This window comes from Acetanaerobacterium sp. MSJ-12, assembly GCF_018917875.1.
GTDB classification, from domain to species: Bacteria; Bacillota; Clostridia; order Oscillospirales; family Ruminococcaceae; genus Bittarella; species Bittarella massiliensis.
Map to the genome: position 1 here is coordinate 321,434 of NZ_JAHLPK010000001.1, position 21,537 is coordinate 342,970.

The 21,537-nt window shown below is 64.7% G+C and carries 23 protein-coding genes; 13 read left to right on the forward strand and 10 right to left on the reverse strand.

Features of this window, described 5'->3' with window-relative positions; genetic code table 11:
- Positions 1-84: 84 nt before the first annotated feature.
- Positions 85-1,659: a ClC family H(+)/Cl(-) exchange transporter gene (locus KQI11_RS01490; RefSeq protein ID WP_185915587.1), complete on the reverse strand. Its 1,575-nt coding sequence runs from the start codon at positions 1,657-1,659 to the stop codon at positions 85-87.
- A 289-nt stretch (positions 1,660-1,948) separates the two neighbouring features.
- Between KQI11_RS01490 and KQI11_RS01495 the strand changes: the two genes are divergently transcribed.
- The 5 genes from KQI11_RS01495 (at position 1,949) to KQI11_RS01515 (ending at position 6,608) form a co-directional block, all read left to right on the forward strand.
- A complete protein-coding gene (locus KQI11_RS01495) occupies positions 1,949-2,641 on the forward strand; it encodes a YjjG family noncanonical pyrimidine nucleotidase (protein WP_216400825.1) in 693 nt (230 codons plus the stop codon).
- Between the two features lie 8 nt (positions 2,642-2,649).
- Entirely contained in the window at positions 2,650-3,159 is a 510-nt protein-coding gene (locus tag KQI11_RS01500) for a MarR family winged helix-turn-helix transcriptional regulator (RefSeq protein WP_185915589.1), read from the forward strand.
- Positions 3,160-3,313: 154 nt separating this feature from the next.
- Positions 3,314-4,492, forward strand: a complete 1,179-nt coding sequence (locus KQI11_RS01505; RefSeq protein ID WP_185915590.1) for a MalY/PatB family protein — start codon at positions 3,314-3,316, stop codon at positions 4,490-4,492.
- Between the two features lie 197 nt (positions 4,493-4,689).
- A complete protein-coding gene (locus KQI11_RS01510) occupies positions 4,690-5,439 on the forward strand; it encodes a DNA alkylation repair protein (RefSeq protein WP_216400826.1) in 750 nt (249 codons plus the stop codon).
- Positions 5,436-6,608 (forward strand): DNA glycosylase AlkZ-like family protein, encoded by a 1,173-nt coding sequence (locus tag KQI11_RS01515; protein WP_216400827.1) that lies wholly within the window; start codon positions 5,436-5,438, stop codon positions 6,606-6,608. The genes KQI11_RS01510 and KQI11_RS01515 overlap by 4 nt, the downstream gene beginning before the upstream one ends.
- A 71-nt stretch (positions 6,609-6,679) precedes the next feature.
- Here KQI11_RS01515 and KQI11_RS01520 read toward each other — a convergent pair whose 3' ends face one another.
- From KQI11_RS01520 to KQI11_RS01535, 4 genes are all read right to left on the reverse strand, one after another.
- Complete coding sequence (locus KQI11_RS01520) at positions 6,680-7,117, reverse strand: hypothetical protein (RefSeq protein WP_216400828.1); 438 nt, start codon at positions 7,115-7,117, stop codon at positions 6,680-6,682.
- Positions 7,114-7,572, reverse strand: a complete 459-nt coding sequence (locus KQI11_RS01525) for a hypothetical protein (RefSeq protein ID WP_216400829.1) — start codon at positions 7,570-7,572, stop codon at positions 7,114-7,116. The genes KQI11_RS01520 and KQI11_RS01525 overlap by 4 nt, the downstream gene beginning before the upstream one ends.
- Positions 7,569-7,772: a helix-turn-helix transcriptional regulator gene (locus KQI11_RS01530; RefSeq protein WP_021657956.1), complete on the reverse strand. Its 204-nt coding sequence runs from the start codon at positions 7,770-7,772 to the stop codon at positions 7,569-7,571. Before KQI11_RS01530 ends, KQI11_RS01525 begins: the two co-directional genes overlap by 4 nt.
- 438 nt (positions 7,773-8,210) lie before the next feature.
- Positions 8,211-9,143: a hypothetical protein gene (locus KQI11_RS01535; protein ID WP_216400830.1), complete on the reverse strand. Its 933-nt coding sequence runs from the start codon at positions 9,141-9,143 to the stop codon at positions 8,211-8,213.
- 93 nt (positions 9,144-9,236) lie between these two features.
- Here KQI11_RS01535 and KQI11_RS13090 point away from each other — a divergent pair, with 93 nt between their 5' ends.
- Entirely contained in the window at positions 9,237-9,362 is a 126-nt protein-coding gene (locus KQI11_RS13090; protein WP_286172419.1) for a hypothetical protein, read from the forward strand.
- Between the two features lie 22 nt (positions 9,363-9,384).
- Positions 9,385-9,603, forward strand: coding sequence for a helix-turn-helix domain-containing protein (locus tag KQI11_RS01540; protein ID WP_185915596.1), 219 nt, complete (start codon positions 9,385-9,387; stop codon positions 9,601-9,603).
- Between the two features lie 81 nt (positions 9,604-9,684).
- Here KQI11_RS01540 and KQI11_RS01545 read toward each other — a convergent pair whose 3' ends face one another.
- Positions 9,685-10,956, reverse strand: coding sequence for an L-cysteine desulfidase family protein (locus tag KQI11_RS01545; protein WP_216400831.1), 1,272 nt, complete (start codon positions 10,954-10,956; stop codon positions 9,685-9,687).
- A 204-nt stretch (positions 10,957-11,160) separates the two neighbouring features.
- Between KQI11_RS01545 and KQI11_RS01550 the strand changes: the two genes are divergently transcribed.
- The 4 genes from KQI11_RS01550 to KQI11_RS01565 all read left to right on the forward strand — a co-directional run bounded on the left by KQI11_RS01550 (position 11,161) and on the right by KQI11_RS01565 (position 14,750).
- Positions 11,161-11,589 carry a DUF1893 domain-containing protein gene (locus tag KQI11_RS01550; protein WP_216400832.1) on the forward strand — a complete coding sequence of 143 codons (429 nt, stop codon included), beginning with the start codon at positions 11,161-11,163 and terminating at the stop codon, positions 11,587-11,589.
- A 115-nt stretch (positions 11,590-11,704) separates the two neighbouring features.
- Positions 11,705-12,319, forward strand: a complete 615-nt coding sequence (locus tag KQI11_RS01555; protein WP_185915598.1) for a hypothetical protein — start codon at positions 11,705-11,707, stop codon at positions 12,317-12,319.
- A 392-nt stretch (positions 12,320-12,711) separates the two neighbouring features.
- Positions 12,712-14,100: an MATE family efflux transporter gene (locus KQI11_RS01560; protein WP_185915599.1), complete on the forward strand. Its 1,389-nt coding sequence runs from the start codon at positions 12,712-12,714 to the stop codon at positions 14,098-14,100.
- A 161-nt stretch (positions 14,101-14,261) separates the two neighbouring features.
- The gene (locus tag KQI11_RS01565; RefSeq protein WP_216400833.1) at positions 14,262-14,750 is read left to right on the forward strand and encodes an MGMT family protein; all 489 of its coding nucleotides are present in this window, start codon (positions 14,262-14,264) and stop codon (positions 14,748-14,750) included.
- 50 nt (positions 14,751-14,800) lie between these two features.
- Here the strand turns inward: KQI11_RS01565 and udp are convergent, their stop codons facing one another.
- Positions 14,801-15,583: a uridine phosphorylase gene (gene udp / locus KQI11_RS01570; RefSeq protein WP_243164334.1), complete on the reverse strand. Its 783-nt coding sequence runs from the start codon at positions 15,581-15,583 to the stop codon at positions 14,801-14,803.
- Positions 15,584-15,975: 392 nt separating this feature from the next.
- On the opposite strand from udp, the gene KQI11_RS01575 reads away from it, so the two are divergent.
- A complete protein-coding gene (locus KQI11_RS01575; protein WP_216400834.1) occupies positions 15,976-16,995 on the forward strand; it encodes a LacI family DNA-binding transcriptional regulator in 1,020 nt (339 codons plus the stop codon).
- Between the two features lie 1,242 nt (positions 16,996-18,237).
- On the opposite strand, the gene KQI11_RS01580 is transcribed toward KQI11_RS01575, so the two are convergent.
- From KQI11_RS01580 to KQI11_RS01590, 3 genes are read right to left on the reverse strand one after another with little or no spacing between them, the layout of a single operon-like run.
- Entirely contained in the window at positions 18,238-18,909 is a 672-nt protein-coding gene (locus KQI11_RS01580) for an N-acetylneuraminate synthase family protein (RefSeq protein WP_216400835.1), read from the reverse strand.
- Positions 18,906-19,811 (reverse strand): SPFH domain-containing protein, encoded by a 906-nt coding sequence (locus KQI11_RS01585; RefSeq protein ID WP_185915603.1) that lies wholly within the window; start codon positions 19,809-19,811, stop codon positions 18,906-18,908. The genes KQI11_RS01580 and KQI11_RS01585 overlap by 4 nt, the downstream gene beginning before the upstream one ends.
- A gap of 21 nt (positions 19,812-19,832) precedes the next feature.
- A complete protein-coding gene (locus KQI11_RS01590) occupies positions 19,833-20,276 on the reverse strand; it encodes an NfeD family protein (RefSeq protein ID WP_185915604.1) in 444 nt (147 codons plus the stop codon).
- Positions 20,277-20,836: 560 nt separating this feature from the next.
- On the opposite strand from KQI11_RS01590, the gene KQI11_RS01595 reads away from it, so the two are divergent.
- Positions 20,837-21,523, forward strand: coding sequence for a phosphoribosylanthranilate isomerase (locus KQI11_RS01595; protein ID WP_021657977.1), 687 nt, complete (start codon positions 20,837-20,839; stop codon positions 21,521-21,523).
- The last annotated feature ends 14 nt before the right edge of the window (positions 21,524-21,537 follow it).

The following is a 21,537-nucleotide window of genomic DNA, read 5'->3' on the forward strand; positions in this document are numbered from 1 at the left end:
CCCCCCTGTGCTGTTGGCGGGGGAAGGGCGGTCAGAGGGCCGCGCCGGGCGGGATGACCGCCGGCAGGCCGCTTTGCGTGGGGATCAGTGCTCCCGGACGGCGGTCTCGCACCAGCGGGCCATGGCCTCCCGCACGGCGGGGATGTCCGACTCGTCGCAGAGGAGGGAGAGCTGGTCCCCCTGCAAGAGGAGGGTGGCCCCGCCGGGCACCAGCTCCCGCTCCCCCCGGCGGACCGAGACCACCAGGCTGCCTGTGGGCCAGTCGATCTGGCTGAGGGTGCGGCCGCAGGCGGGGGAGCCCATGCAGACCGGCGCCTCCACCAGCACCTTTTCGCCGGTGGGCTCCAGGGGGCGGCCCCGGCCTTTGAGCAGCCGCTCCAACAGCTCGTCGTAGACCGGCTTGCACCCCAGTAAGTCGGCGGTGGCGTAGGCCACCAGGGAGACCAGCGAGAGGGTGAGCATGTGGGTGAAGCTGCCGGTCATCTCGCTGATGAGGAGGATGCCGGTCACCGGCGCGCGGACGATGGCGGCAAAGTACCCGGCCATCCCCAGGATGACGAAGTTGTCGATCATCTCGGGGGCCAGCCCCAGCGAGGGGGCCAACCCGGCGAAGAAGCCCGCCCCCACCAGGGAGCCCAGCACCAGCAGCGGCAGGAAGATGCCCCCCGGCACCCCCGAGCCGAAGCTGGCCATGGAGAAGAGGAACTTGCAGCCAAAGAGGAGGGCCACCGCCCCCAGGGTGGCGGCGGGATCGATCCCCTCCACCAGGGCGTGGCCGCCCCCCAGCAGCTGGGGGGCGACAAAGGCCAGCACTCCGGCCAGCAAAAAGGGGACCAGGGTGCGCAGATAGGCGGGGCGGACGCGGGCGTAGAGGTCCTGCGCCAGGGAGGTGCAGCGGTTGTAGAGCACCCCCAACAGCCCCAGGGCGACGCCCAGCAGGGCCACCGCCCAGTAGTGGCGGATGGGGAGCATCTGCCGCACCGACAGGTCAAAGACCGGCTTCAGGCCGAAGATGTTTTTGGACAGGAAGTCGGCGGTGATGGAGGCGGACATGGCCGGCAGCAGCACGTCCAGCGAGAAGTTCTTGTGCACCTCCTCCAGGGAGAAGAGGACCCCGGCAAAGGGGGCGTTGAAGGCCGCGGCCAGACCGGCTGAAGCGCCGCAGGTCATCAGCAACTTCTCCTCGGTGCGGATGCGGGCGGTCAGCCGGGAAAAGCCCTTGCCCGCCATGGCCCCCAACTGGATGGAGGGGCCCTCCCGCCCCAGGGAGAGGCCGGCCCCCAGGCTGAGTAGCCCGCCGGCGAATTTGCACAGCAGCACCCGCCACCAGCGCTGGTGCACCTGGCCCACCATCTCCCCCTCCACCTGGGGGATGCCCGAGCCGGAGATGTAGGGCTCCCACCGCAGAAGGAGGGTCACCAGCCCCGCCGCCCCGGCCAGGGCCAAAAACCAGAGGGCCACCGCCCAGCCGCCCCGCTCTCTGCAAAAGGCGATGGCCTGGCCCCGCAGGCCGTCGGCCCCCTGGATGGCCAGCCGGAAGAGAACGGCCACCAGCCCGGCGGCCGCGCCCACGGCGATCCCCTCCAGCACCAGGGAGTACCGGTACCCCCGCACCCGCTTGACCGTCTTGGCGACGGCGCTTTCCCCTTGTTCTGACATCGCAGTTTCCCCCTCTGTTCTTCTTTTGCCGCAAAAAGGCCGCGTTCCCCGGCGGGGCGCTCCCCACCGGCTCGCGGCCGGACGATTTCCGCTTTTTAGTATACTGCGTCGCCGCGCCAAAGAAAAGGGAAAGGGGCGGTCAAAACGACGAAATATCGACAGAATTTGAACCCATTCTCGGGCAGTTCAACCGCCCCCCTCTCCCGCGCTTGTGTGGGGGGAGAAAATCCCGTATAATGGGAGCGAGAAAGAGGACGCCCCGCGAGCGGGGGAAAGGGAGGGACCGACATTGTCAAAATACCGCTTTGTCCTGCTGGATGCCGACAACACCCTGCTGGATTTCGACCGGGCCGAGGAGATCGCCCTGCAGACCGCCTTTGCGCGGTGGGAGGTGCCCCTGACAGAGGCCGTTCGGGCGCGCTATCAGGTCATCAACAGCCGGCTGTGGGAGCAATTTGAGCGGGGGGAGGTCAGCAAGGAGAAACTCCAGTCCCAGCGCTTTGACGAGCTCTTCGCCGAGCTGGGGCTGCCCCACTCGGGGGCGGATTTCAACCGCACCTATATGGACGCCCTGGGGGAGCAGGGCTGCTCGATCCCCGGGGCGGCCGACGTCTGCCGCCGGCTGGCCCAGCACTGCCCCCTCTACCTGGTGACCAACGGGGTCAGCCGCACCCAGCACCGCCGATTGCAGGGCAGCGACATCACCCCCTACATCGCCGACGTCTTCGTCTCCGAGGACACCGGCTACCAAAAGCCCCAGAAAGAGTACTTTGACTACGTGGCCGCCCACATCCCCGGCTTTGACCGGGCGGCGGCCCTGCTGGTGGGGGACTCCCTCACCTCCGACATGATGGGGGGGCAGAACGCCGGCATCGACACCTGCTGGTACAACCCCGGGGGCAAGCCCAACGCCCTGGGGGTGCCCATCACCTACGAGATCGCCCGCCTCGAGGAGCTGCCCGCCCTTGTGGTCGGGGCGTGAGCGGCGGGATGGAGACGCCGGTCGAAGAGGGGCGCTACGCCCTGTTCTTGCAGCTTTTGGACGCCCTGGACGAGGGCTGCCGGCTGATGGAGGTGTACGACGCCATGCCCCACCGCTATGGCGGCGAGACCCTCTACCAGGCCGAGAGCCACACCATCGCCCTCATCGGCCGCAGCCCGGGCATCACCGTCACCGACCTGGCGGCAAAACTGCAAAAGACCCCCAGCGCCTGCTCGCAGATGGTGCGCCGGCTGCGGGAGAAGGGCTGGGTGACCCAGGCCAAGAACGCCCGCAACAACCGGGAACAGAACCTGGGCCTCACCGAGCACGGCTGGGTCATCTTTGAAAACCACGAGCGCTTTGACAGGGAGTGCTATCAGCGCAGCTGCCGCAACCTGGCGGGCTTTAGCGACGAGGAGTTGCGGACCTATCTGGCGGTGCAGGAGCACCTCAACGCCTCCTTCCGTCAGGATGTGGAAAGAAGCCGCCGGGATTTTAGCGAAATCCCCGAAAAATGAGTTTTGCCCCCGCGCCGATTGACAAACACCCCTCTGGGGCGATAGGATGGAATGAGAGAATACTTAAGCAGCTTAAATGTTGCCGGCGCCGGGCCTCTCCCCACTCGGGATGGGGGCGGGCCCGGCCCGGCGGCCAAAAAAGGAGACGTGTGCGATGAGACAGTACGATCTGGACCAGCTCGTTGACCGCAAGGGCACCTTTAGCTCCAAGTGGGAGTTTATGCCCGGCGACGACCAGTCCGCCCTCCCCCTCTGGGTGGCGGACATGGACTTCCCCTGCGCCGACCCCATCATCGACGCGCTGCACAAGCGCATCGACCGCAAGATTTTCGGCTACACCGTGTACAACAACCCCACCTATAAAGAGGCGGTCACCGGCTGGTACAAGCGCCGCCACGGGTGGGACGTCAAGGCCGAGGACATCTTCTTCTCCCCCGGCGTGGTGCCCGCCATCTGCTACCTGATCCAGGCCCTGTCGGAGGAGGGGGACGGCATCGTCATCCAGCGCCCGGTCTACTACCCCTTCACCAACAGCATCCTCGGCAACGGCCGCAAGGTGGTCAACAACCCCCTGATTTACCAGGACGGCCGCTACACCATGGACTACGAGGACCTGGACAAGAAGATGGCCGACCCCGGCGTCAAGGGGATGATCCTCTGCAGCCCCCACAACCCGGTGGGCCGGGTCTGGACCCTGGACGAGCTGAAAAAGGTGGTGGAGATCGCCAAGAAGTACGACAAGTGGATCATCTCCGACGAGATCCACTTTGACCTGGTGCGGGAGGGGGTCACCCACATCCCCCTGCTCAAGGCCTGCCCTGAGTACAAGGACCGGATCATCGTCTGCACCGCCCCCAGCAAGACCTTCAACCTGGCGGGGATGCAGCTGTCCAACATCGTCATCGAAAACCCCGAGTACCAGGAGAAGTGGCTGCACACCATCGGCGACAAGAACTCGGTGGGCTTTGCCAACCCCTTCGGCATCACCGCCATGATCGCCGCCTACAACGAGAGCGAGGACTGGCTCAACCAGGTCAACGCCTACATCGACGGCAACATCGCCTTCTGCAAAGAGTTTGTGGCCGAGCGGCTGCCCAAGGCCACCATGGTCGACTGCGAGGGCACCTACTTGGTCTGGCTGGACCTGCGGGAGTACTGCAAGGACAAGGAGGAGCTGGAGGAGATGATGCTCCGCCGGGCCAAGGTCGCCCTGGACGAGGGCTACATGTTCGGCGAAGAGGGCATCGGCTTTGAGCGCATCAACGTGGCCTGCCCCCGCTCCATCGTCAAGGAGTGCATGGAGCGGATGGCCCAGGTACTGGAAGGCAAATAGAAAGAGCGAGCGCCTCTGCGCGGCGAGAGCCGGGCGGCCGGAAGTTTTCGGCCCCCGGCTCTCTTTGCGCCCTTTTTTTGCGGCGCGAGCGGTGGACGGGGGCGAAACCAGTGCCCCACCCGCCGCCCGCCCCGGCTGCATTGACAAAGGCTGCCCGCCGGGGGATAATGGGAAAAATGAGAGAGGAGGGGCCCTTTGTGGAGAAGCCGCCCTTTGCGCTAAATCGCTGGCAGCCCCGGGACTATCGGGCCTTTGTGGCCTACCTGCGGGAGCGGGCCGAGCCGGGCTACCGGGCCTTTAACGCCCGCATCGTAAACGACCCCCAGTGCCCCCTGCTGGGGGTGCGGATGCCGGTGCTGCAAGCCTGTGCCCGCGCCATCGCGCAGGGGGACTGGTGGGGGTTTCTCGCCCTCTCCCGAGACGACAGCCACGAGGAGGGGATGGTGGCCGCCCTGGTGGCGGGCCGCGCCTCCTCCCTGCCCTGGCCCGAGGGGGTGTCGGCGGTGGAGGGGTACATCCCCCGGGTGCACAACTGGTCCCTCTGCGACAGCTTCTGCACCGCCTGCAAGGGGTTGGCCGGCCAGCCGGCGTACACCTGGTCCCTCTGCCAGAGGCTGGTTCAGGGCGGCAGCGCCTCCTGGGAGAAGCGGGTGGGGCTGGTGTTGGCCATGACCTACCTGCTTTGGGGGGACTGGGCCCCGTTGGCGGTGGAGCTGGCGGCCGCGGCCCCTGCAGGGGAATACTATGTGGACATGGCCAGGGCCTGGCTCCTCTGCACCGCCTGGCCCCGCTTCCCCGCGCTGGTAGAAACCCTGCTCGCCGAGGGGCGGCTGGACGACTTCACCCACAACAAAACCCTCTCCAAGCTGCGCGACTCCCGCCTGGTGGCACCGGAGGAGAAGGTGCGGCTGTGCGCCCTGCGGCGGGGGAAGGGGGCGGGGAGATGAGGGAGATCACCCGGACCGAGGCGGTGGCCCGGCGGCTGGCCGCCCACCACCTGACCGCGCCCCTTTCTGGAGAAGGGGCGGTGGAGCGGGCCCTCCCCCTGGGGGTGCAGGACAGTCCGCCGGGGATGGGGGAGGCCGCCCTCTTCTGCCGGGTGGGGGATCTGCCCCCCGGCTGGGTGGAGGAGGCGGTGGCCTCCGGTACACTCTGCCGCTGCTGGAGTTTTCGCGGCGCGCCCTACCTCTTCCCCGCGGCCCAGCGGGGCCTCTTTCTCGGCGCGCTCTGCGCCCAGGAGGGGGAGGAGTGGATCTACGCCTACCCCGGCTTTGCCCCGGTGGCCGCGCGGCTGGGGCTGGGGGCAGACCGGCTGTTGCCCCTGCTCTGCCGGGCGGCGGAGGAGCTGCCCGCCCCGGTGACCGGCAAGGCCGAGCTGGACCGGCAGCTGGCGGACCGAATGGCCCCCCGCCTGCCCGCATGGGTGAGGGAGGGATGGGAGGGCCCCTCCCTCTACGGGCCGGACCAGCGGCTGGGGGAGGCGGCGATCTCCTTTTTGCTGCGGGCCTGCGCCCTGCAGGGGCACCTGGTGCTGGGGCCCCGCCAGGGGCGCTCCCCCCTCTTCTGGCCGGGGGACTGGGGGCGGGAGCGACTGGCCCCCACCGACCCCGCCCTCTCGGGCGAGCCGGGCCGGCGGGAGTTGGCGCGCCGCTTTCTCGCCCTCTACGGTCCGGCCACCGAGGGGGAGTTTGCCACCTTTTTGGGCTGCTGCCCCCGGCAGGGCAGGCGGCTTTGGGCCCTGGCCGAAGAGGTGGGGGAGCCGGTCACCTTTTTGGGACACCGGGCCCTGGCCCTGGCGGAGGGGGACTGCCCCTCCGCCCCGCGGGGGGTGCAGCTGCTGCCCCCCTATGACCCCTACCTCTACGGGGGGCGCCGCTGGCTCTGCGAAGAGGGGCTGGCGGGGCAGCTCTGGAAGACGGTGGGCAACCCCGGGGCCCTGCTGCGGGACGGCGTTGCCGTGGGCTGGTGGCGGGGCAAGACGTCGGGCAGGAACTGGTCGGTCCAGCTGATGGGGTCGCCCCTCTCCCCCGGGGAGAGGGAGGCGGCCGTCGCCTGGCTGGAGCGGTACGCGGCCTTTCGCGATCTGCGGCTGAAGGCGGTGGCGTGGCCCGAGTAGGGCAAAGAGAAAATCCGGTGCGGGAAACGGCCGTTTCCCGCACCGGATTTGTTGTTTTGGGGGAGGGGCGCTCACTCCTCCCGCTGTTCCCGATGCCGCTCGATCCCCCGCCGGACGAGGCTGAGCCCGGCGATGTAGCAGAAGAAGACCCCCATCACCAGCGGCTGGATCGAGATGGAGAGGAGGCCGCCTTCGACAAAGGCGACCCGCCCGGCGGCCCAGGAGAAGAGGAATTCCCCCAAAAAGAGGGCGCCGAGGGCCAGGTAGACCCAGGAGAGCCAGCTGCCGCTGCGCCCGAAATAGGCGTTTTTGCAGATGGCCAGGGTGAGGAAGTAGAGGGTCGGCAGCACGATGAGGAGGAGGGCCTCCATCATCGGCTCGGCCCACTCGCCCCAGCCGGTGCGGACGATGCCGTCGGCCAGGATGAGAGCGAGGGCCAACAGGAGGGTCCGCATGGCGATTTTTTGCCGCTGCTGCAGCTGGTACTCGTCGTACTCCCGCTCACTCACTGCTCTTCCCCCTCTTCCTCGGCCTGGGCCCGCTTCCACTGGATGTGGTAGATCAGGGCCTGCGCCCCCAAAAACAACACCATCAGCAGGGCGGCGCCGCCGTCGAGCTGGCCGTTCTCGGTGAGGGTGAAGTTGCCCCAGATGGCGTCGCAGGCGAAGAAGGCCAGCGCCCCCAGCACAAAGACGGGGACGACATAGTAAAACAGGCGGTGGTAGCCGGGGTGCTTGGGCAGCACCTGGCGCAGGGCGCAGAGGCAGCCGAAGAGGGACTGGCCCCCCACCACGATCAAAAAGGCGGAGTGCTGGGGGCTGGCCCAGTCAAAGCCCGCTTCCCGCACCAAGCCGTCGGCCAGCACAGCGGCAAAGACGGCAATCAGCGTCTGCAGGCCGACGCGGTCCCGCTCCCGCAGCTGCCGCTCGTCGTACTGCCCTTCGCAGTGAAATGTCTTGTTCATTGTCCTTCCTCCCAAAACAGTTGATCCAGTGTCTGCCCCAGCGCCCGGCAGATGGCGCGGCAGAGGTTGATGGTGGGGTTGTAGTCCCCCTTTTCAATGGCGACGATGGTCTGCCGGGTGACCCCCACCTTTTCCGCCAGGTCCTTTTGCGACAGCCCCAGCATGGCGCGTGCCGCCTTGAGCTTCACGTTTTTCCCCATCTGCTCACCTCTTTTCTCTGCCACCAATATATAACTTACCAGACATAAAGTCAAGTATATTTTACTAAAAGAAAACTGTTTTATGCTTGGCAAAGAAAAAAGGCCGTTCCAGCGCACAGCGCGGCGGCCTTTTTGAAAAGGGGAGGAGATATTTGGTGAACCGAGTGGGGGCTGCTGGGAGCCTTGGATACGGGGCGCTAGGCGATTCGGGCGCAGGGCGCTCGGCGACCCGGGTGCGGGTCGCTTGGCCAACGGGGGATAAGCTGGTCGGCAAATCGAGCGCTGACCGTTCAATGGCTCGGGCGGGTGCAGGACGGTGCTGCTTCTCCCCCTGCCGCACGGCCCAGAGGGCAGCCCCTGGGCTTGTGCGGCGGGGCCTTGTCAGAACGCAAGGCGGACACAGAGGGGGAACAGGTCCCCGGAGCGCCGGGGGGCAGCCTACCCAGAGGACTTTTGCTTCTTAAGGGCGCGCAGGGCCTTTCCCACGGCGGTGACAGCCCAAAAGAGACTGGCCACCGCCCCAGCCGCCACCGTCACAGAGCCGAAGGAGACCTGCCCCAAGAGCAGGTTGAGCTGGGAAAACAGCGGGTTTCGAAAGGAGAAGGGGAAAAAGACCGGGATACAGAGAAGGGGAAAAGGCAGGTAGAGGAGCAGCCGCAGCCAAAGGGGGTCGACGGCCCGGCGCTCGCAGTACCCGCCGGCGAGCAGGAAGGAAAAGAGCGCCAGGGCGGACGGCAGCAGGAGCAGCAGGGGGATGACAGGGATGAGAGCGGGGTCGTCGACAGGCTTGCCGAAAAAGACATAGGTGAAAAAGCGACCCATGTTGACGCGGACCTCCTGCAAAAAGGCGGCGTAGGGGAGTAGCAGGACCGGGGCGGCCAACAGGATCGACCGGCAGAGGTGGGGCAGCAGCCGGCTGGGTTTGCGCCCCGGGCGGGGCCGGGAAAACCGCTTTTTGAGGGCCGTGCCGAGGAGGAAGAGACCGCCCAGCGCCGCCGGCAGCCCGGCGGAGAAACCGGCGGCGCTGCTGTGCACCAACTGGGAGAGACCCGTTGGAAGGAGGGGCGGGGAGAGAAAGAGCAGGGTCAGGGGAAAGGGCAGGTAGAGGGCACAGCGCAGCCAGAGGGGATCGCGCCCCTCCTGCTCGTAGGACCGGCCCACCGCCCAGAACAGCAGGGGGAAGAGGACGGCGAGGAGGGAGAGGAGCAGGGGAAAGAGCTGAAAGGCAAAGACCCCTTCCAGCCGGTGGCCCAAGAGAACCCAGCCGTAGTTTCGGGAAAAGGACTCGCCCGCCAAATAGCGCAGGAGAAGTGCCCCGCAGTAGAGGGGCGGCGAGAGGAGCAGGCAGAGGCGATGCAGATGAATTTTCACAAAAAGGCCCCCTTTCTGATTTTATTATACCAGCGACAGGGCGGAGAGAGAAGGGGGAGAAGCCCCTGTATAGGCGATTTGGAGAAGGGGCCAATGGATGAGAAAAAATTTGTGCGCCTTTCTCAAATTTTGGCGTTTTTTGTCGAATTTGTGAAAACAAAGGGGGATAGAGCCGGTCAAACAGCCAATGGACAAGCCCTTTTCAATGTAGGAAAATAGATTCAGACGGGAGGGAATGCCGATGGAAAAGAGAAAGAACGCAAATTTAGAGGCAATCGAGCCCGAAATCATCGCCATGCGCAAGGAGGGGATGACCCGGCGGGAGATCGCCGCCTTTTTCGGCCTGGATCTGGACCAGATCCGTTGGTGGGTGACCCGGTACAACCGCAAGCAGGCGCGGCTGGCGGCCGGCGAGGTGCTTCGCCCCAAGGGGCGGCCGCGAAAGGAAAAGAACCCCTAGAGAGCGGATCTTGACGACAGGAGAGCGGCGCGCCCCCAGTCAGGGGCGCGCCGCTCTTTACACAGTGGGGGGAGGATCCCCCTATTTGCCGATCATGATGTTGAGGATCTCCACGTCGGTGGATTTCATCCCCACCCGGCCCATCCGGCCGATGGCATGCACCGTCTCCTCCGGGGTGTTCATCACCAACCCCTCCCCGGCGCCAAAGGTGCGGTTTTGCAGGGACATGCAGTGGCTGAGGATGGCCGCGTCCACCGCCGAGGCGATTTTGGCCGCGCAGGAGGGTTTGGCCCCGTCGCAGACCACCCCCGACACGTCGGCCAGGGTGTTGACCACCGTGCGGCAGATGGCCTCAAAGTCGCCGCCGCAGAGATAGGTGATGGCGGCCCCAGAGGCGGCCGCAGCGGACACCGCCCCGCAGTAGGCGCTGAGCTTGCCCAGCCCCTTTTTCTGGTAGATGGCGATCAGGTTGGAGAGGACCAGGGCCCGGTAGGCCTTTTCCTCGCTGACCCCCAGCTCCTGGGCGTAGGCCAGCACCGGCAGGCAGACGGTCATCCCCTGGTTGCCGCTGCCGGAGTTGGTGACCACCGGCAGGGCGCAGCCGCTCATCCGCGCGTCGCTGCCGGCGGCGGCCCAGGCGCGGGCCCGGATCTTGACGTCGTCGCCGTACTCGCTGAGCAGGGTGCGCCCCACCTGGGCGCCGTAGGGGTGGGAGAGCCCCTCTTTGGCGATGGCGTAGTTGTACTCGATCTGGCGGGAGATCACCTTGCGCACGTCGTCCAAGTCCACCGTCTCGGCAAAGGTGTAGATGTCGGCCAGGTCCAGCAGCTCGTAGGCCTCGCTCAGGTGGTCCTCCACCGGGGTGTCGGCGCCGCCCACCAGCACCTCGCCGTCGCGCTCGACCCGGACGATATTGGTGTGGGAGTAGCAGATCTCCACCACTGAGGTGTGCGCCCCCGCCGCGGCCTCGACGATGATCTGCAGGTTGGAGACCCCCTCCAGCAGCTCGGTCTCACAGATGCCGGCGTCCAGCAGCTCCCTGGCCCGCTGCAGGTCGGCGGGGGTGACGGCAGTCAGCACCTCCAGCCCCCGCTCGGGGTCGCCCCCCACCGCGCCCAGCACGGCGCTGGTGTCGATCCCCTTGAGGCCGCCGGAGTTGGGGACCACCACCCCCTTGACGTTTTTGATGATGTTGCCGCTGCAGGAGACCACCATCTTCTGGGGTTCCTCCCCCAGCACCTGGCGGGCCTTGGCGGCGGCCAGGGCGATGGCAATGGGCTCGGTGCAGCCCAGGGCGGGTACCAGTTCCCCCTCTAAAATGGCAATGTACTGCTCGTAAATATTGCGGTTCACGATCGACGTCCCCCTCTATTCGCGCGCCGGCGTGGCCGGTGGCTTGTCTTTGCACCCATTATACTCCTTTTTCAAGCGGGCGACCATCCCCCTTTTGCACGGGGAAAACTGCCGGTTGAAAGGGGGGAGCGGTTGTATTACAATAAAACAGTACGACCGGTTTGCGCCGATTGCAAGAAAGTTGAAAGAAAGGCGGGCGGCAGGATGAATACCATATTACAGACGCTCAAGCAGGAGATGATCGACCGCGGCTACAAGTGCGTGGCCGGGAAGGGGGAGGGGGTGCTCTTCTCCTCCCACAAAAACGGGATCGCCCCCCTGTTGGACCTGTACGAGGCCCAGCTGGGCGGCGAGGGCGGCCTCTGCATCTGTGACCGGGTCTTTGGCAAGGCGGCGGTCTTTGTGGCCTACCTCTGCGGCGCGAGGGACTGCTACGCCTTTGTGGCCAGCCGCCCCGCCCTGGACCTGGCCGCCGAGCTGGGGATGCGTCTGGACTGCGAGACCGAGGTCCCCTTCATCGAAAACCGGGACAAAACCGGCCAGTGCCCCATCGAAAATTCGGTGATGGACTGTAGCACCCCCGAAGAGGCGCTGGCGGCCATCCGTCGGCGGCTGGCCGCGCTGCGGGGCTGAGCGCAAGCACCCCTGAAAAAATGTGTGAAAAATCCCTTTTTCCCCTTGCCAGAGGGGGGCGGTTTCTGGTATTTTAGAGCAAGTTGCAATTTTAAGATGTATGAGAGGGATGCCCATGTCTGTCGATCTCGCCCCGGCTGTCGCCTATCCGGCCCGCCCGACCCTGCCGTCTGCCCAAGCGCCGGCGGGCAGGCGCTATATCTACCTGGTGTTCACCCACACCGGCACCCGCTTTTCCAAGGTGCTGAAGATGGTCACCCGGGGGGAATACACCCACGTCTCCATCGCCATGGACGCCAGCTTGAACCGCCTTTACTCCTTTGGCCGCAACAGCATCAAAGAGCGCCCCTGGGAGGCCGGCTTTGTCTGCGAGCAGAAGGACGGCGGCGTCTACCGGGAGCTGCCCGGCACCCGCTGCACCGTCTACCAGCTGGAGGTGAGCGAGGAGCAGTACCGCCGCGCGCAGGAGATCATCGACCTCTTTTTGCGCCACCAGTCGGTCTTTAAATACAACTACCCGGGGCTGTTTTTCATGTCCATCGGCTGGGCCAAGCGGTGCAAGCGCCGGTTTGTCTGCTCGCAGTTTGTGGCCTATGTCCTCGAAAACAGCGGCACCATGCGCTTTCAAAAGGACTTCAGCCTGATGCGCCCGGCTGATTTGAAGGGCCTTCTCTACGCCCCGGTCTACACCGGCATGCTGCGCAGCTATTCGGCGGCCCGCGCCATGTGATGACGCCTTCTCCCGACAGAACTACTCCAGACGGCCACAGGGCCGTTTTTTTGTCGCCCGCTCTGCCGCTGTCCGGGAGAGGTGATCTCTTGTGCTGCCGCGTTGGCGTGCTACTGTGCAAAAGTTAATTTGCACAACGTTTTTTCTGAGCAGATGGCGCTTTTTATGAGATGGTGACAGTATTTTTTCGGTTTTTTTACCAATGTGTACAAACTTTTAACAGAGTGGCCGTGGGCGTTGGAAAAAGGCCACCGATATGATACACTACAAATGTCGGCCCGAAGGCGGGTTCTGCGCGCGCTTCCCAATGGGGTCCGGCGCCCTTTTTTTGCCCGTTCGCCGCACGGCGGCGGGAAGGGCAGTTTTTGAAGAGATAGGAGAGGGAGAGAAATTTGAGTAGAAAAATTGCGATTGAACGAGACCAGGTCTTCTACGGCTCGGTGCTGTCCCTGGCCATTCCCCTGGCGCTGCAGTCGGCGCTGATGTACAGCGTGACCACCCTCAACAGCATCATGCTGGGCGCCCTGGGCGAGATCCCCATGTCCGCCTCGGCCATTGCCGACCAGCCCTTCAACATCGTCTCGGGCATCTTCCGCGGCCTGACGCTGGGCGGGGCCATCCTCATTGCCCAGTACTGGGGCAAGGGGGACACCAAGGCCATCCGCCGGGTCATCGCCATCGGCATTCGCTGCTCGGTGCTCATCTCCCTGCTGACGGCCATTCTGGTCATCGCCTTCCCGGCCCCCATCATGGGCATCTTCTCCACCGACAAGGCGGTCATTGACGCGGGCATCGACTACCTGCGCATCGTGGCGCTGACCTACCCCATGTTCGCCGTCAGCAACTGCTATATGCTCTCCATCCGGGCGACCGAGAACGCCCGCACCCCGCTGCTGATCAACCTGCTCTCCTACGGGGTGAACATCCTCCTCAACTACGGCTTCATCTTCGGCAAGTTCGGCCTGCCGGAGATGGGGATCACCGGTGTGGCCATCGGCACCCTGCTGGCCCGCGGGATCGAGTTTGTCTGTGTGCTGGTGCACATGCTCTGCCTCAACAAGAAGGTGCGGATGAAGCTGAGCGACTTTGTCAAGCGCGACAAGCTGCTCTTCAAGGACTTTATGACCTATGCCGCCCCCTCCCTCCTCAGCGAGATGATCTTCACCATCGGCATGTCCGCCTACTCGGTCATCTTCGGCCGCCTGGGCACCACCACCATCGCCGCCAACACGGTGGCCGAGGTGCTCCACCGCATCGGCTCGGTCTTCTTTGCCGGCCTCTCGGGCGCCTCTTCGGTCATCATCGGCAAGACCATCGGCTCGGGCGACATCCAGCGGGCCAAGCTGCAGAAAAAGACCTTCAACGTGCTGGCCATGGGGGTGGGCCTGTTCACCACCGCCCTGCTGCTGGCCATCAAAAACTTCGTCCTCTCCCTCTACAACATCGCCCCTGAGACCTACGCCATGGCCGACAAGATGATCGTCATCAACGCCATCTTCATGATTGCCTTTGCCTACGAGTCCCTCTATGTCACCGGGCTGCAGGTGGGCAGCGGCGACGCCACCAACATCCTCATCTACACCACCGTCATCATGTGGGGGATCACCATGCCCATTGCCTTTGCGGGGGCCTTCTGGTTCAAGCTCTCCCCCCTGGTGGTCTTTGTCATCCTCAAGTGCGACTATGCCGTCAAGGGCGTTTACGGCTACTTCCGCACCCGGGGCGACAAGTGGATCAAGCAGGTCACCCGGGATGAAAAGGACCTGCAGGCGCAGGAGTAGACCCACTTCCCGCACAAAAAAGAAAATGGACAAAGGGGGCGGGCAGCCACAGCTGCCCGCCCCCTTTTTGCCGCGCCGAAAAAAGAGCGGATATTTTCAAACCGCCTCATTGCAGAGGGGGGAGGAATGCGCTATGCTGGGGGTGCAAGGGGGAAAATGAGATGGCAAATGAGGAGAAAAAGGACTTTAACGCAATGCTGCACAGGGACGCGGGGATGCCCAAGACCCAGATCGTCACCGCCCCCAAGGCGGTGGCCAAATACGGCGGGGAGAGGATGTACTTCGCCCCGCCCATCGACTACGACCGGGTGATGCGGCGGATCCCCTTCGGCAAGGTGATCACGGTGGGGGCCATACGCGAGCACTTTGCCGCCCAGAACGGGGCCGACTTCACCGACCCCATCACGGCGGGTATCTTTGTCTCCATCGCCGCCTGGGCCAGTTTTCAGCGGCAGGGGGACGAGACCCCCTACTGGCGCACCCTCAAGGCCGGGGGCGAACTCAACCCCAAGTACCCCGGAGGCGTCGAGGCGCAGCGCGCCCGCCTTGAAGAGGAGGGGCACGTTGTCTTGCAGCGGGGGCGAACCAACCTGCGCTATTTTGTAAAGGACTACGAGCAGGCCCTCTTCCCCCTGGACGAGAGGGGATAGAGGGAAAAAAGAGAGCCGGTCGAACAACTCGACCGGCTCTCTTTTTCTCGTTACTGGTGGGCAATCAGGTAGCGGATGCCCTCGACGGTGGCCTTGATGGCCTTTTCGGTGTCGTGGTCATAGGGATTCTCCATCCCCAGGGCGGCCCGCTCCTGGTTTTGGATGACGTGCATCACCGCGCCCGCCTTGCAGCCCAGGGACTGGCAGACGGTGAAGAGGGCGGCAGACTCCATCTCGCTGCCCAGGGTGCCGGCCCGCTTCCAGGCCTCCCAGCGGTTGAGCAGCTCATAGGAGATGGGCATCCTGTCGGGGGAGTGCTGGCCGTAGAACGAGTCCTTGCACTGCACCACCCCGGTGTGCACCCGGTAGCCCAGCTTTTTGGCGCCCTCCCGCAGGGCGTAGGCGATGTCCAGATCGGCCACGGCCGGGAACTCGATGGGCAGGTACTCCTTCGAGGTGCCCTCGGCGCGGATGGCGCCGGTGACCACCACCACGTCGCCGCCCATGACGTCGAGGTTGATGCCGCCGCAGGTGCCGATGCGGATGAAATTGTTTACCCCCAGCAGGTGCAGCTCCTCGATGCAGATGGCGGCGGAGGGGCCGCCGATGCCGGTGGAGCAGACAATGACCTTCACGCCGTCCAAGAAGCCCTCGTAGGAGACGTACTCCCGGTTTTCACCCAGCTTGCGCGGGTTGTCTAAAAAGGCGGCGATTTTGGGCACCCGGCCCGGGTCGCCGGGCAGGATGGCATACTGTGCGCCCTTGACGTCCTCCTCGTTGAGTTTGATGTGGTAGGTCCTCCCGTCGTCGCCGACGATCATCTTGCTGAGCATGTACAACACACCTTTCTATTTTAATCAAATTTAATCAAACACAGGTTTGTAAAAATACACCTTCATTATACACCCGTTGGAAGCGTTTACACAATTCGGAAAATGCGCCAAGAAGCGCGGCCCTTTTTAGATAAAAAGTCAAGGCAAAAGAAAGGGGGACAAGGGCAATCCGCTAAAAATACGGGCTGCGAGAGGACAAAATCGGGCAAAAATACAATATTTGTGCGAAAGAATTGACAAATCTTCGCGGTCAACAGTATATTATGAATAGGTGGAAAACGCTTGCGCTTGCAGCGGCGAAACGTTTTGATATCGCCTGCCAGGCGGCTTTTTGAGGGGTCGGCCACCGGCAGTAAATGAGGGGCTTTGACCCCGTAAAGGTGGAGTGAAGAGTGGAGACCAAGCAGATTACCATCAAGGACATCGCGCAGAAGGCGGGGGTGGCGGTGTCCACCGTCTCCCGGGTGCTCAACGGCAAGGACCGGGTGAGCCCCGAGACGCGGCGGCGGGTACAGCAGATCATCGACGAGTACGACTACGTGCAAAACGCCGCGGCGGTGTCGGTGGTCAAGCGCAAGACCAACATGATCGGCGTCATCATCCCCGAGATCCAAAACCCATTTAACGCCTCCATCGTCTACGGGGTCGACAAGGTCTGCAAGACCCGGGGGTACAACATCTGCGTCTTCTCCACCGACGACAAGGTGGCCGACGAGGAGCGGCTCATCCGCTCGGTGGTCAGCCCCCTGGTGGACGGGATCATCGCCATCACCTGCACCGACGGGCGCATCTATCTGGGCGGCCGCAAGCCGGTGGTGCTGGTGGACAGGGGTCTGGGCGCCGACGACTTTGACGAGGTGGTCATCGACAACATGGGCGGGATGCACCGCGCCTGCGATTACCTGATCAAAAAGGGGCACCGCAAAATCGCCTACATCTCCGGACCGCTGGAGTTCACCACCGGCCTGGGGCGGCTGCAGGGCTTTCGCAGCTGCATGGAGGAGCACGGCATCCCCATCGACGAGGACAACGTCTACGTGGGCGACTGGTTCGTGGCCGACGGCCGCCGCGCCACCCAGAAGATACTGGAGAGAAATCGCGCCGGTGCGGGGGTCACGGCCATCCTCTGCAGCAACAACCTCATCTGCAAGGGCTGCATCGAGGTGCTGCACGAGGCCAAGGTGGCCATTGGCGAGGACATCTCCCTGCTGGGCTTTGACGAAAACGACCTGGTGCACTACACCACCCCCAAAATCACCTATGTGGCCCGCCCCACCTACGAGATGGGGGAGAAGGCGGCCGAGATGCTCTTGGAGAAGATCGCCTCGGAGAAGAGCTACCTGGGGCAGAAGATGGTGATGCGCACCCGGCTCATCGAGCAGGGCTCGGTCAAGGACCTAAACAAGAAATAGCGGCGGAGGATCTGCCGAAAGAGAAAGACGACTGCCTTTGGGTGGTCGCCTTTTTTGCACTTTGGGCTTGCTTCTGGCGGGGGATCGCGGCGGACCAGCAGTTGATTCGCGGTTGGGGCAGGCCGTGGTGGAGAGGGGAAGGGCGGGGTTCCCGCCTGCGGCCGAATGAGCGCGCCCTGGGGGTTGGCGCTCCCCCCGACCAGGCGGAGGAACTGGCGCAAAGCCAGCGCCGCAGCCTGCGGGCTGCCGGGCGCATGGGGGTGCGGGGGGAGACGGCGGCGCGCATTCGCGCCTTCTGTGGTCCCCCTACCCCTTACCCCGGGAGTATCTGCCCGCGCCGGAGGAGTTGTCGGCGGCTTTGCCACTTTAAGAGCCAGCTTGGCGGGAGGTTGAGCGACCGGGAATGGATGGGCTGGATGCCCCTCTGTTTTGGCGAGAGCTGTAGGGGATTGCTGGAACCACTGGAAACGGGAACAGTTGGCCCAGGCCCTGTGGGAGGGGGAAAAACCGCCCCGCTGCAGGACTACACCGGCAAAGGCCCATGGAGGCATGAAAAGGAGGGGGAAAGGATAGCGGGCGAGCGAGTGAGTGGGCGGCGGCCCTCTCCCCAGTCGGCTGACAGCCACCTCTGGACGAGCTGCTGGCCCTTTGGACCGAGGAGGTGGCGTGACAGTTGGACTGGGAGGGCAGCTCCATCGAGCAGGGGGCGGCAAACACCCTGCTGCGCTCCGTCTGCTCCATGATTTCCCCGTGTCAAGGGGAGGGGGACGTGTCCGGCATTCCGCCGCGGGACGAGTGGCTGTCCTCTTTTCCAGCTCTGCTCGGGGGGGGAGCGCCGCCGCCCCCGCTTTGTCGGCGCCCCATCCTGTCGGATGAAGGACTGCGGCGGCCAGCCGACTGGGGAACGGTGCGGCTATGTCCTCTCCGACAAGCTGGCGCTGGCAACGGGGGTAGCGGCCTGGGGCCCTGCTGGAGCACAGGCGTTTTGCCACCGGCGAGCGCGTCCCCCTCTTTGAGACTTTGGGGGAGACGGTGCAATCTCTCCTCTTATGAATAGCCAACTATTTTTTTAAGGGGGAGAGGGGGAGATGCCGGGCGAAAAAAAGCCACTTCTGCGCTGCCCTTCCCCAACCCCGACAGAAGTGGTCGCGGGAGCTGGCCGCCGGGGGGCAGAGGGATGGCAGGGTGCAAAAAAAGAGCTGTTTGAACCGGTCAAACAGCTCTTTTTCTCTTCGGGAAGGATCACCGCTCCCCGCTGCCCAGGGCCTGTTCGGCCAGGCGCAGGGTGTAGACGGCGGCGGCCAGTTGGTCGGGGTCGCGCATCCCCTGGGCGGACTGGCGGTCCAGGGGGAACTCCACCACGTCGGCCCGCATGGCGGCGGCCATCACCGGCACCACGTCGTAGCCGGTGCCGTCGTAGTAGCCGACCCCCTCTTGAAACCGGCCCTTGAGGACGATCATCGCCCGCAGGTTGGCCTCTTCGGGCGGGGCGGGAAAGGCGGGCGCGCCGTGCAGCAGGGTGACCGGGCCACTGCCGGCGCCGTGCAGGGCGACCAGGGCCTGGCGGAGCAGGTCAGTGGAGGCGTCCTCAGCGCAGAGGAGGACGGGGGCCCCGCTGGCGCCCGCCGCCTTCAGCAGCGGGGTATCGTCCAGGGCAGTCCTCCCCAGCTGCCAGAGGGGCATGCCCAGCTCTGCCAGGCGCTGGGCGTGCTCGGCTTTTTCGGGGAGCACCAGCAGGAGGATGCCCAGGGCGTTTGCCTCCTCTTTTAGCTGGGTATAGTGGGGTCCGGCGACGGCAAAGGGGAGAAGCAGGCCGTTGACCCCCGCCTCGGCGGCGGCGCGGGTGAAGAAGTGGGCGTCCTCCTCGCTGCGGCAGCCGCGGGTGGCGTCGGCCAGCAGGATGCAGCGGCTCATTGGGCCTGCTGCTCCCCGCCGTCGATGACCAGCTCTTTTAAGGAGGCGGCCAGCCCGGCCATGGACTGGATCTCGGAGGGGATGATGATCTTGGTGGCCCGCCCGTCGGCCACCTTCTCAAAGGCCTCCAGACTCTTGAGGGCAATGACCTTGTCGCCGGGATTGGCCTCATTGAGCAGGCGCAGGCTGTCCGCATAGGCCCGCTGCACCATCAGGATGGCTTCGGCCTCGCCCTCGGCCTCGTGGATCTTCTGTTCCTTGACCGCCTCGGCCCGCAGGATGGCCGACTCCTTCTCGCCCTCGGCCACCAGGATCTGGCTGCGCTTCTCGCCCTCGGCCCGCAGGATGGACTCGCGGCGCTGGCGCTCGGCCTTCATCTGTTTCTCCATGGCGTCCTGGATCTCGGCCGGGGGCACGATGTTCTTGACCTCCACCCGATTGACCTTGATGCCCCACTTGTCGGTGGCCTCGTCGAGGATGGTGGTGATGCGGGTGTTGATGACGTCGCGGGAGGTGAGGGTGTTGTCCAGTTCCAGGTCGCCGATGATGTTGCGCAGGGTGGTGGCGGTCAAAAACTCAATGGCGGCCATGGGGTTGTCGACGCCGTAGGTGAACAGCTTGGGGTCGGTGACCTGGAAGAAGACCACCGTGTCGATCTGCATGGTGACGTTGTCCTTGGTGATGACCGCCTGGGGGGCAAAGTCCACCACCTTCTCTTTCAGGGAGACCCTCTTGGCGACCCGGTCCACAAAGGGGATCTTGAAGTGCAGGCCGGTGGCCCAGGTCTCCCGGTAGGCGCCGATGCGCTCGACGACATAGGCGTTTGCCTGGGGCACCACCCGGATGTTGGCGACCAGGATGATCAGGATCAGGGCGACAAGCGCCAGCAGGATGTATTGCATTGTGACTCCTCCTCGTTTTGGTTATTGGGGTTTCTCGTCGGCGGGGCGGACAAAGAGCCGGACCCCTTCAATGCGGCAGACTTGCACCACCGCGCCCTGGGGGATGGTCTCGCCCCCCTCGCTGCGGGCGGCCCAGCTCTGCCCGCAGACAAAGACCCGCCCGCTGGGGGCCAGGTTGTCCACGGCCTGGGTGATGGTCCCCTCTTTGCCGATGACCATGTCGGCATTGGTCCGCTGGGACCGGCCGCTCAAGAACTTTTTGCACAGGGGGCGGGTGGCGGCCAGCAGCAGTCCACTGACCACGAAAAAGACCAGCAACTGCACCCACAGGGACTCGGTGAACAGGGAGGTGATGAGGCCGGCCACCCCGCCGGCGGCAAACCAGATGGACACCAGGGCCACGGTCGCCGCCTCGGCAATGGCGAAGACGGCGATGGCGACCAGCCATCCCACAGCGTAGATCATGAGCAGAGAACCTCCTTTGCAAGGTGACGGGCGGCGCCGGCGCTGGATAGTGCCGGCGGAGCGGGTGAGATCGGCCGGCAGGGGCGGGGAGCGGGGCGGACAAAAGCTGTCCGCCGCCGCGGCGCTCCGGCCGTTTGCGGTCGTGCTTTCCCGGGCGCAAAGCGCGCGGGGGGATTTGGCCGTGGGGCAGGGGGCAAACAGGAGTTGCGCCCTCTGCCCGGCCCTCTCGGCACAATGACTGCGTTGCGGTTATTATACCACAGTTTGGCCGGAAAAACGATTTTGCCCCCACAAATTGGCCGAATCCCCCAAAAGGAGGGGGCAAGCAGCGCAGCCGGTGCATTTTGCGGGGGAAAACAGCCCCTCTTTTGGCAGTTTTCTCAAAAGGTCGCGATTTGTCCGGCAAGATGGAGAAACTGGCGATATGACCGGCCTTTTTTGCCCCTTTGCGCCCTCTAATTTCGGCAGAAAGCGGATTGCAAAGGCCGTTTGCCCGGTGGTACAATAGAGGCAACAAGCGAGAACCGCCATCCGTTCGAGAGTTGAAGGAGGAACGCCCCATGATCACCCAAATTTATTCCATGCAGACCCCTGAAGAGGCCCTGGCCTGTGTCGAGGCCGGCGCCGACCACATCGGTGTCAACCCCACCGCCAAGAATTCCGGCATGAGCAAAGACGAGGCCATGGCCAAGTGCAAGGCCATCTTTGACGCCGTGGGCGACCGGGCCGTCAAGGTGGCCCTGACCATCGACGACACCCCGGAGGAGCAGATCGAGATCATCGAGAAGCTGCACCCCGACGTGCTGCACGTCTCCGGCGCCGAGGACGACGCCACCCCCGAGCAGGTGGCTGCCTGGAAGGCCAAATACCCCTGGCTGAAGATCATGCAGGCCGTTCCCATGAGCGGGCCCGAGGCCATTGAGCGGGCGGTCGCCTTCAGCAAGTTCTGCGACATGCTGATCCTCGACTCGGTGGTGCCCGGGGTCATCGGCACCGGGGCCGCCGGCATCACCCACGACTGGGCTTGGGACAGAGCCATTGTCGAGCAGGCCTCCTGCCCGGTCATCATCGCCGGCGGCCTGGGGCCCGACAACGTGGCCGACGCCGTTCGCGCCGTCAAGCCCTGGGGGGTCGACTCCCTGACCAAGACCAACTGCGAGAAGAGCCACATCGGCAAGAAGGACATCGACAAGGTGCGCGCCTTCTGCGAGAATGCACAGGCTGCCGCCAAGGAGCTGGGCATCTAGTTTTCCCGATACAG

Coding starts and splice junctions, on each gene's coding strand:
- KQI11_RS13090 (WP_286172419.1), top strand. CDS start 9,237: ATGGATGAGAAAAAATTTGTGCGCCTTTCTCAAATTTTGGCGTTTTTT.
- KQI11_RS01550 (WP_216400832.1), top strand. CDS start 11,161: ATGAATACCATATTACAGACGCTCAAGCAGGAGATGATCGACCGCGGC.
- KQI11_RS01595 (WP_021657977.1), top strand. CDS start 20,837: ATGATCACCCAAATTTATTCCATGCAGACCCCTGAAGAGGCCCTGGCC.
- KQI11_RS01565 (WP_216400833.1), top strand. CDS start 14,262: ATGGCAAATGAGGAGAAAAAGGACTTTAACGCAATGCTGCACAGGGAC.
- udp (WP_243164334.1), bottom strand. CDS start 15,583: ATGCTCAGCAAGATGATCGTCGGCGACGACGGGAGGACCTACCACATC.
- KQI11_RS01540 (WP_185915596.1), top strand. CDS start 9,385: ATGGAAAAGAGAAAGAACGCAAATTTAGAGGCAATCGAGCCCGAAATC.
- KQI11_RS01530 (WP_021657956.1), bottom strand. CDS start 7,772: ATGGGGAAAAACGTGAAGCTCAAGGCGGCACGCGCCATGCTGGGGCTG.
- KQI11_RS01500 (WP_185915589.1), top strand. CDS start 2,650: ATGGAGACGCCGGTCGAAGAGGGGCGCTACGCCCTGTTCTTGCAGCTT.
- KQI11_RS01585 (WP_185915603.1), bottom strand. CDS start 19,811: ATGCAATACATCCTGCTGGCGCTTGTCGCCCTGATCCTGATCATCCTG.
- KQI11_RS01490 (WP_185915587.1), bottom strand. CDS start 1,659: ATGTCAGAACAAGGGGAAAGCGCCGTCGCCAAGACGGTCAAGCGGGTG.
- KQI11_RS01515 (WP_216400827.1), top strand. CDS start 5,436: ATGAGGGAGATCACCCGGACCGAGGCGGTGGCCCGGCGGCTGGCCGCC.
- KQI11_RS01590 (WP_185915604.1), bottom strand. CDS start 20,276: ATGATCTACGCTGTGGGATGGCTGGTCGCCATCGCCGTCTTCGCCATT.
- KQI11_RS01525 (WP_216400829.1), bottom strand. CDS start 7,572: ATGAACAAGACATTTCACTGCGAAGGGCAGTACGACGAGCGGCAGCTG.
- KQI11_RS01555 (WP_185915598.1), top strand. CDS start 11,705: ATGTCTGTCGATCTCGCCCCGGCTGTCGCCTATCCGGCCCGCCCGACC.
- KQI11_RS01580 (WP_216400835.1), bottom strand. CDS start 18,909: ATGAGCCGCTGCATCCTGCTGGCCGACGCCACCCGCGGCTGCCGCAGC.
- KQI11_RS01505 (WP_185915590.1), top strand. CDS start 3,314: ATGAGACAGTACGATCTGGACCAGCTCGTTGACCGCAAGGGCACCTTT.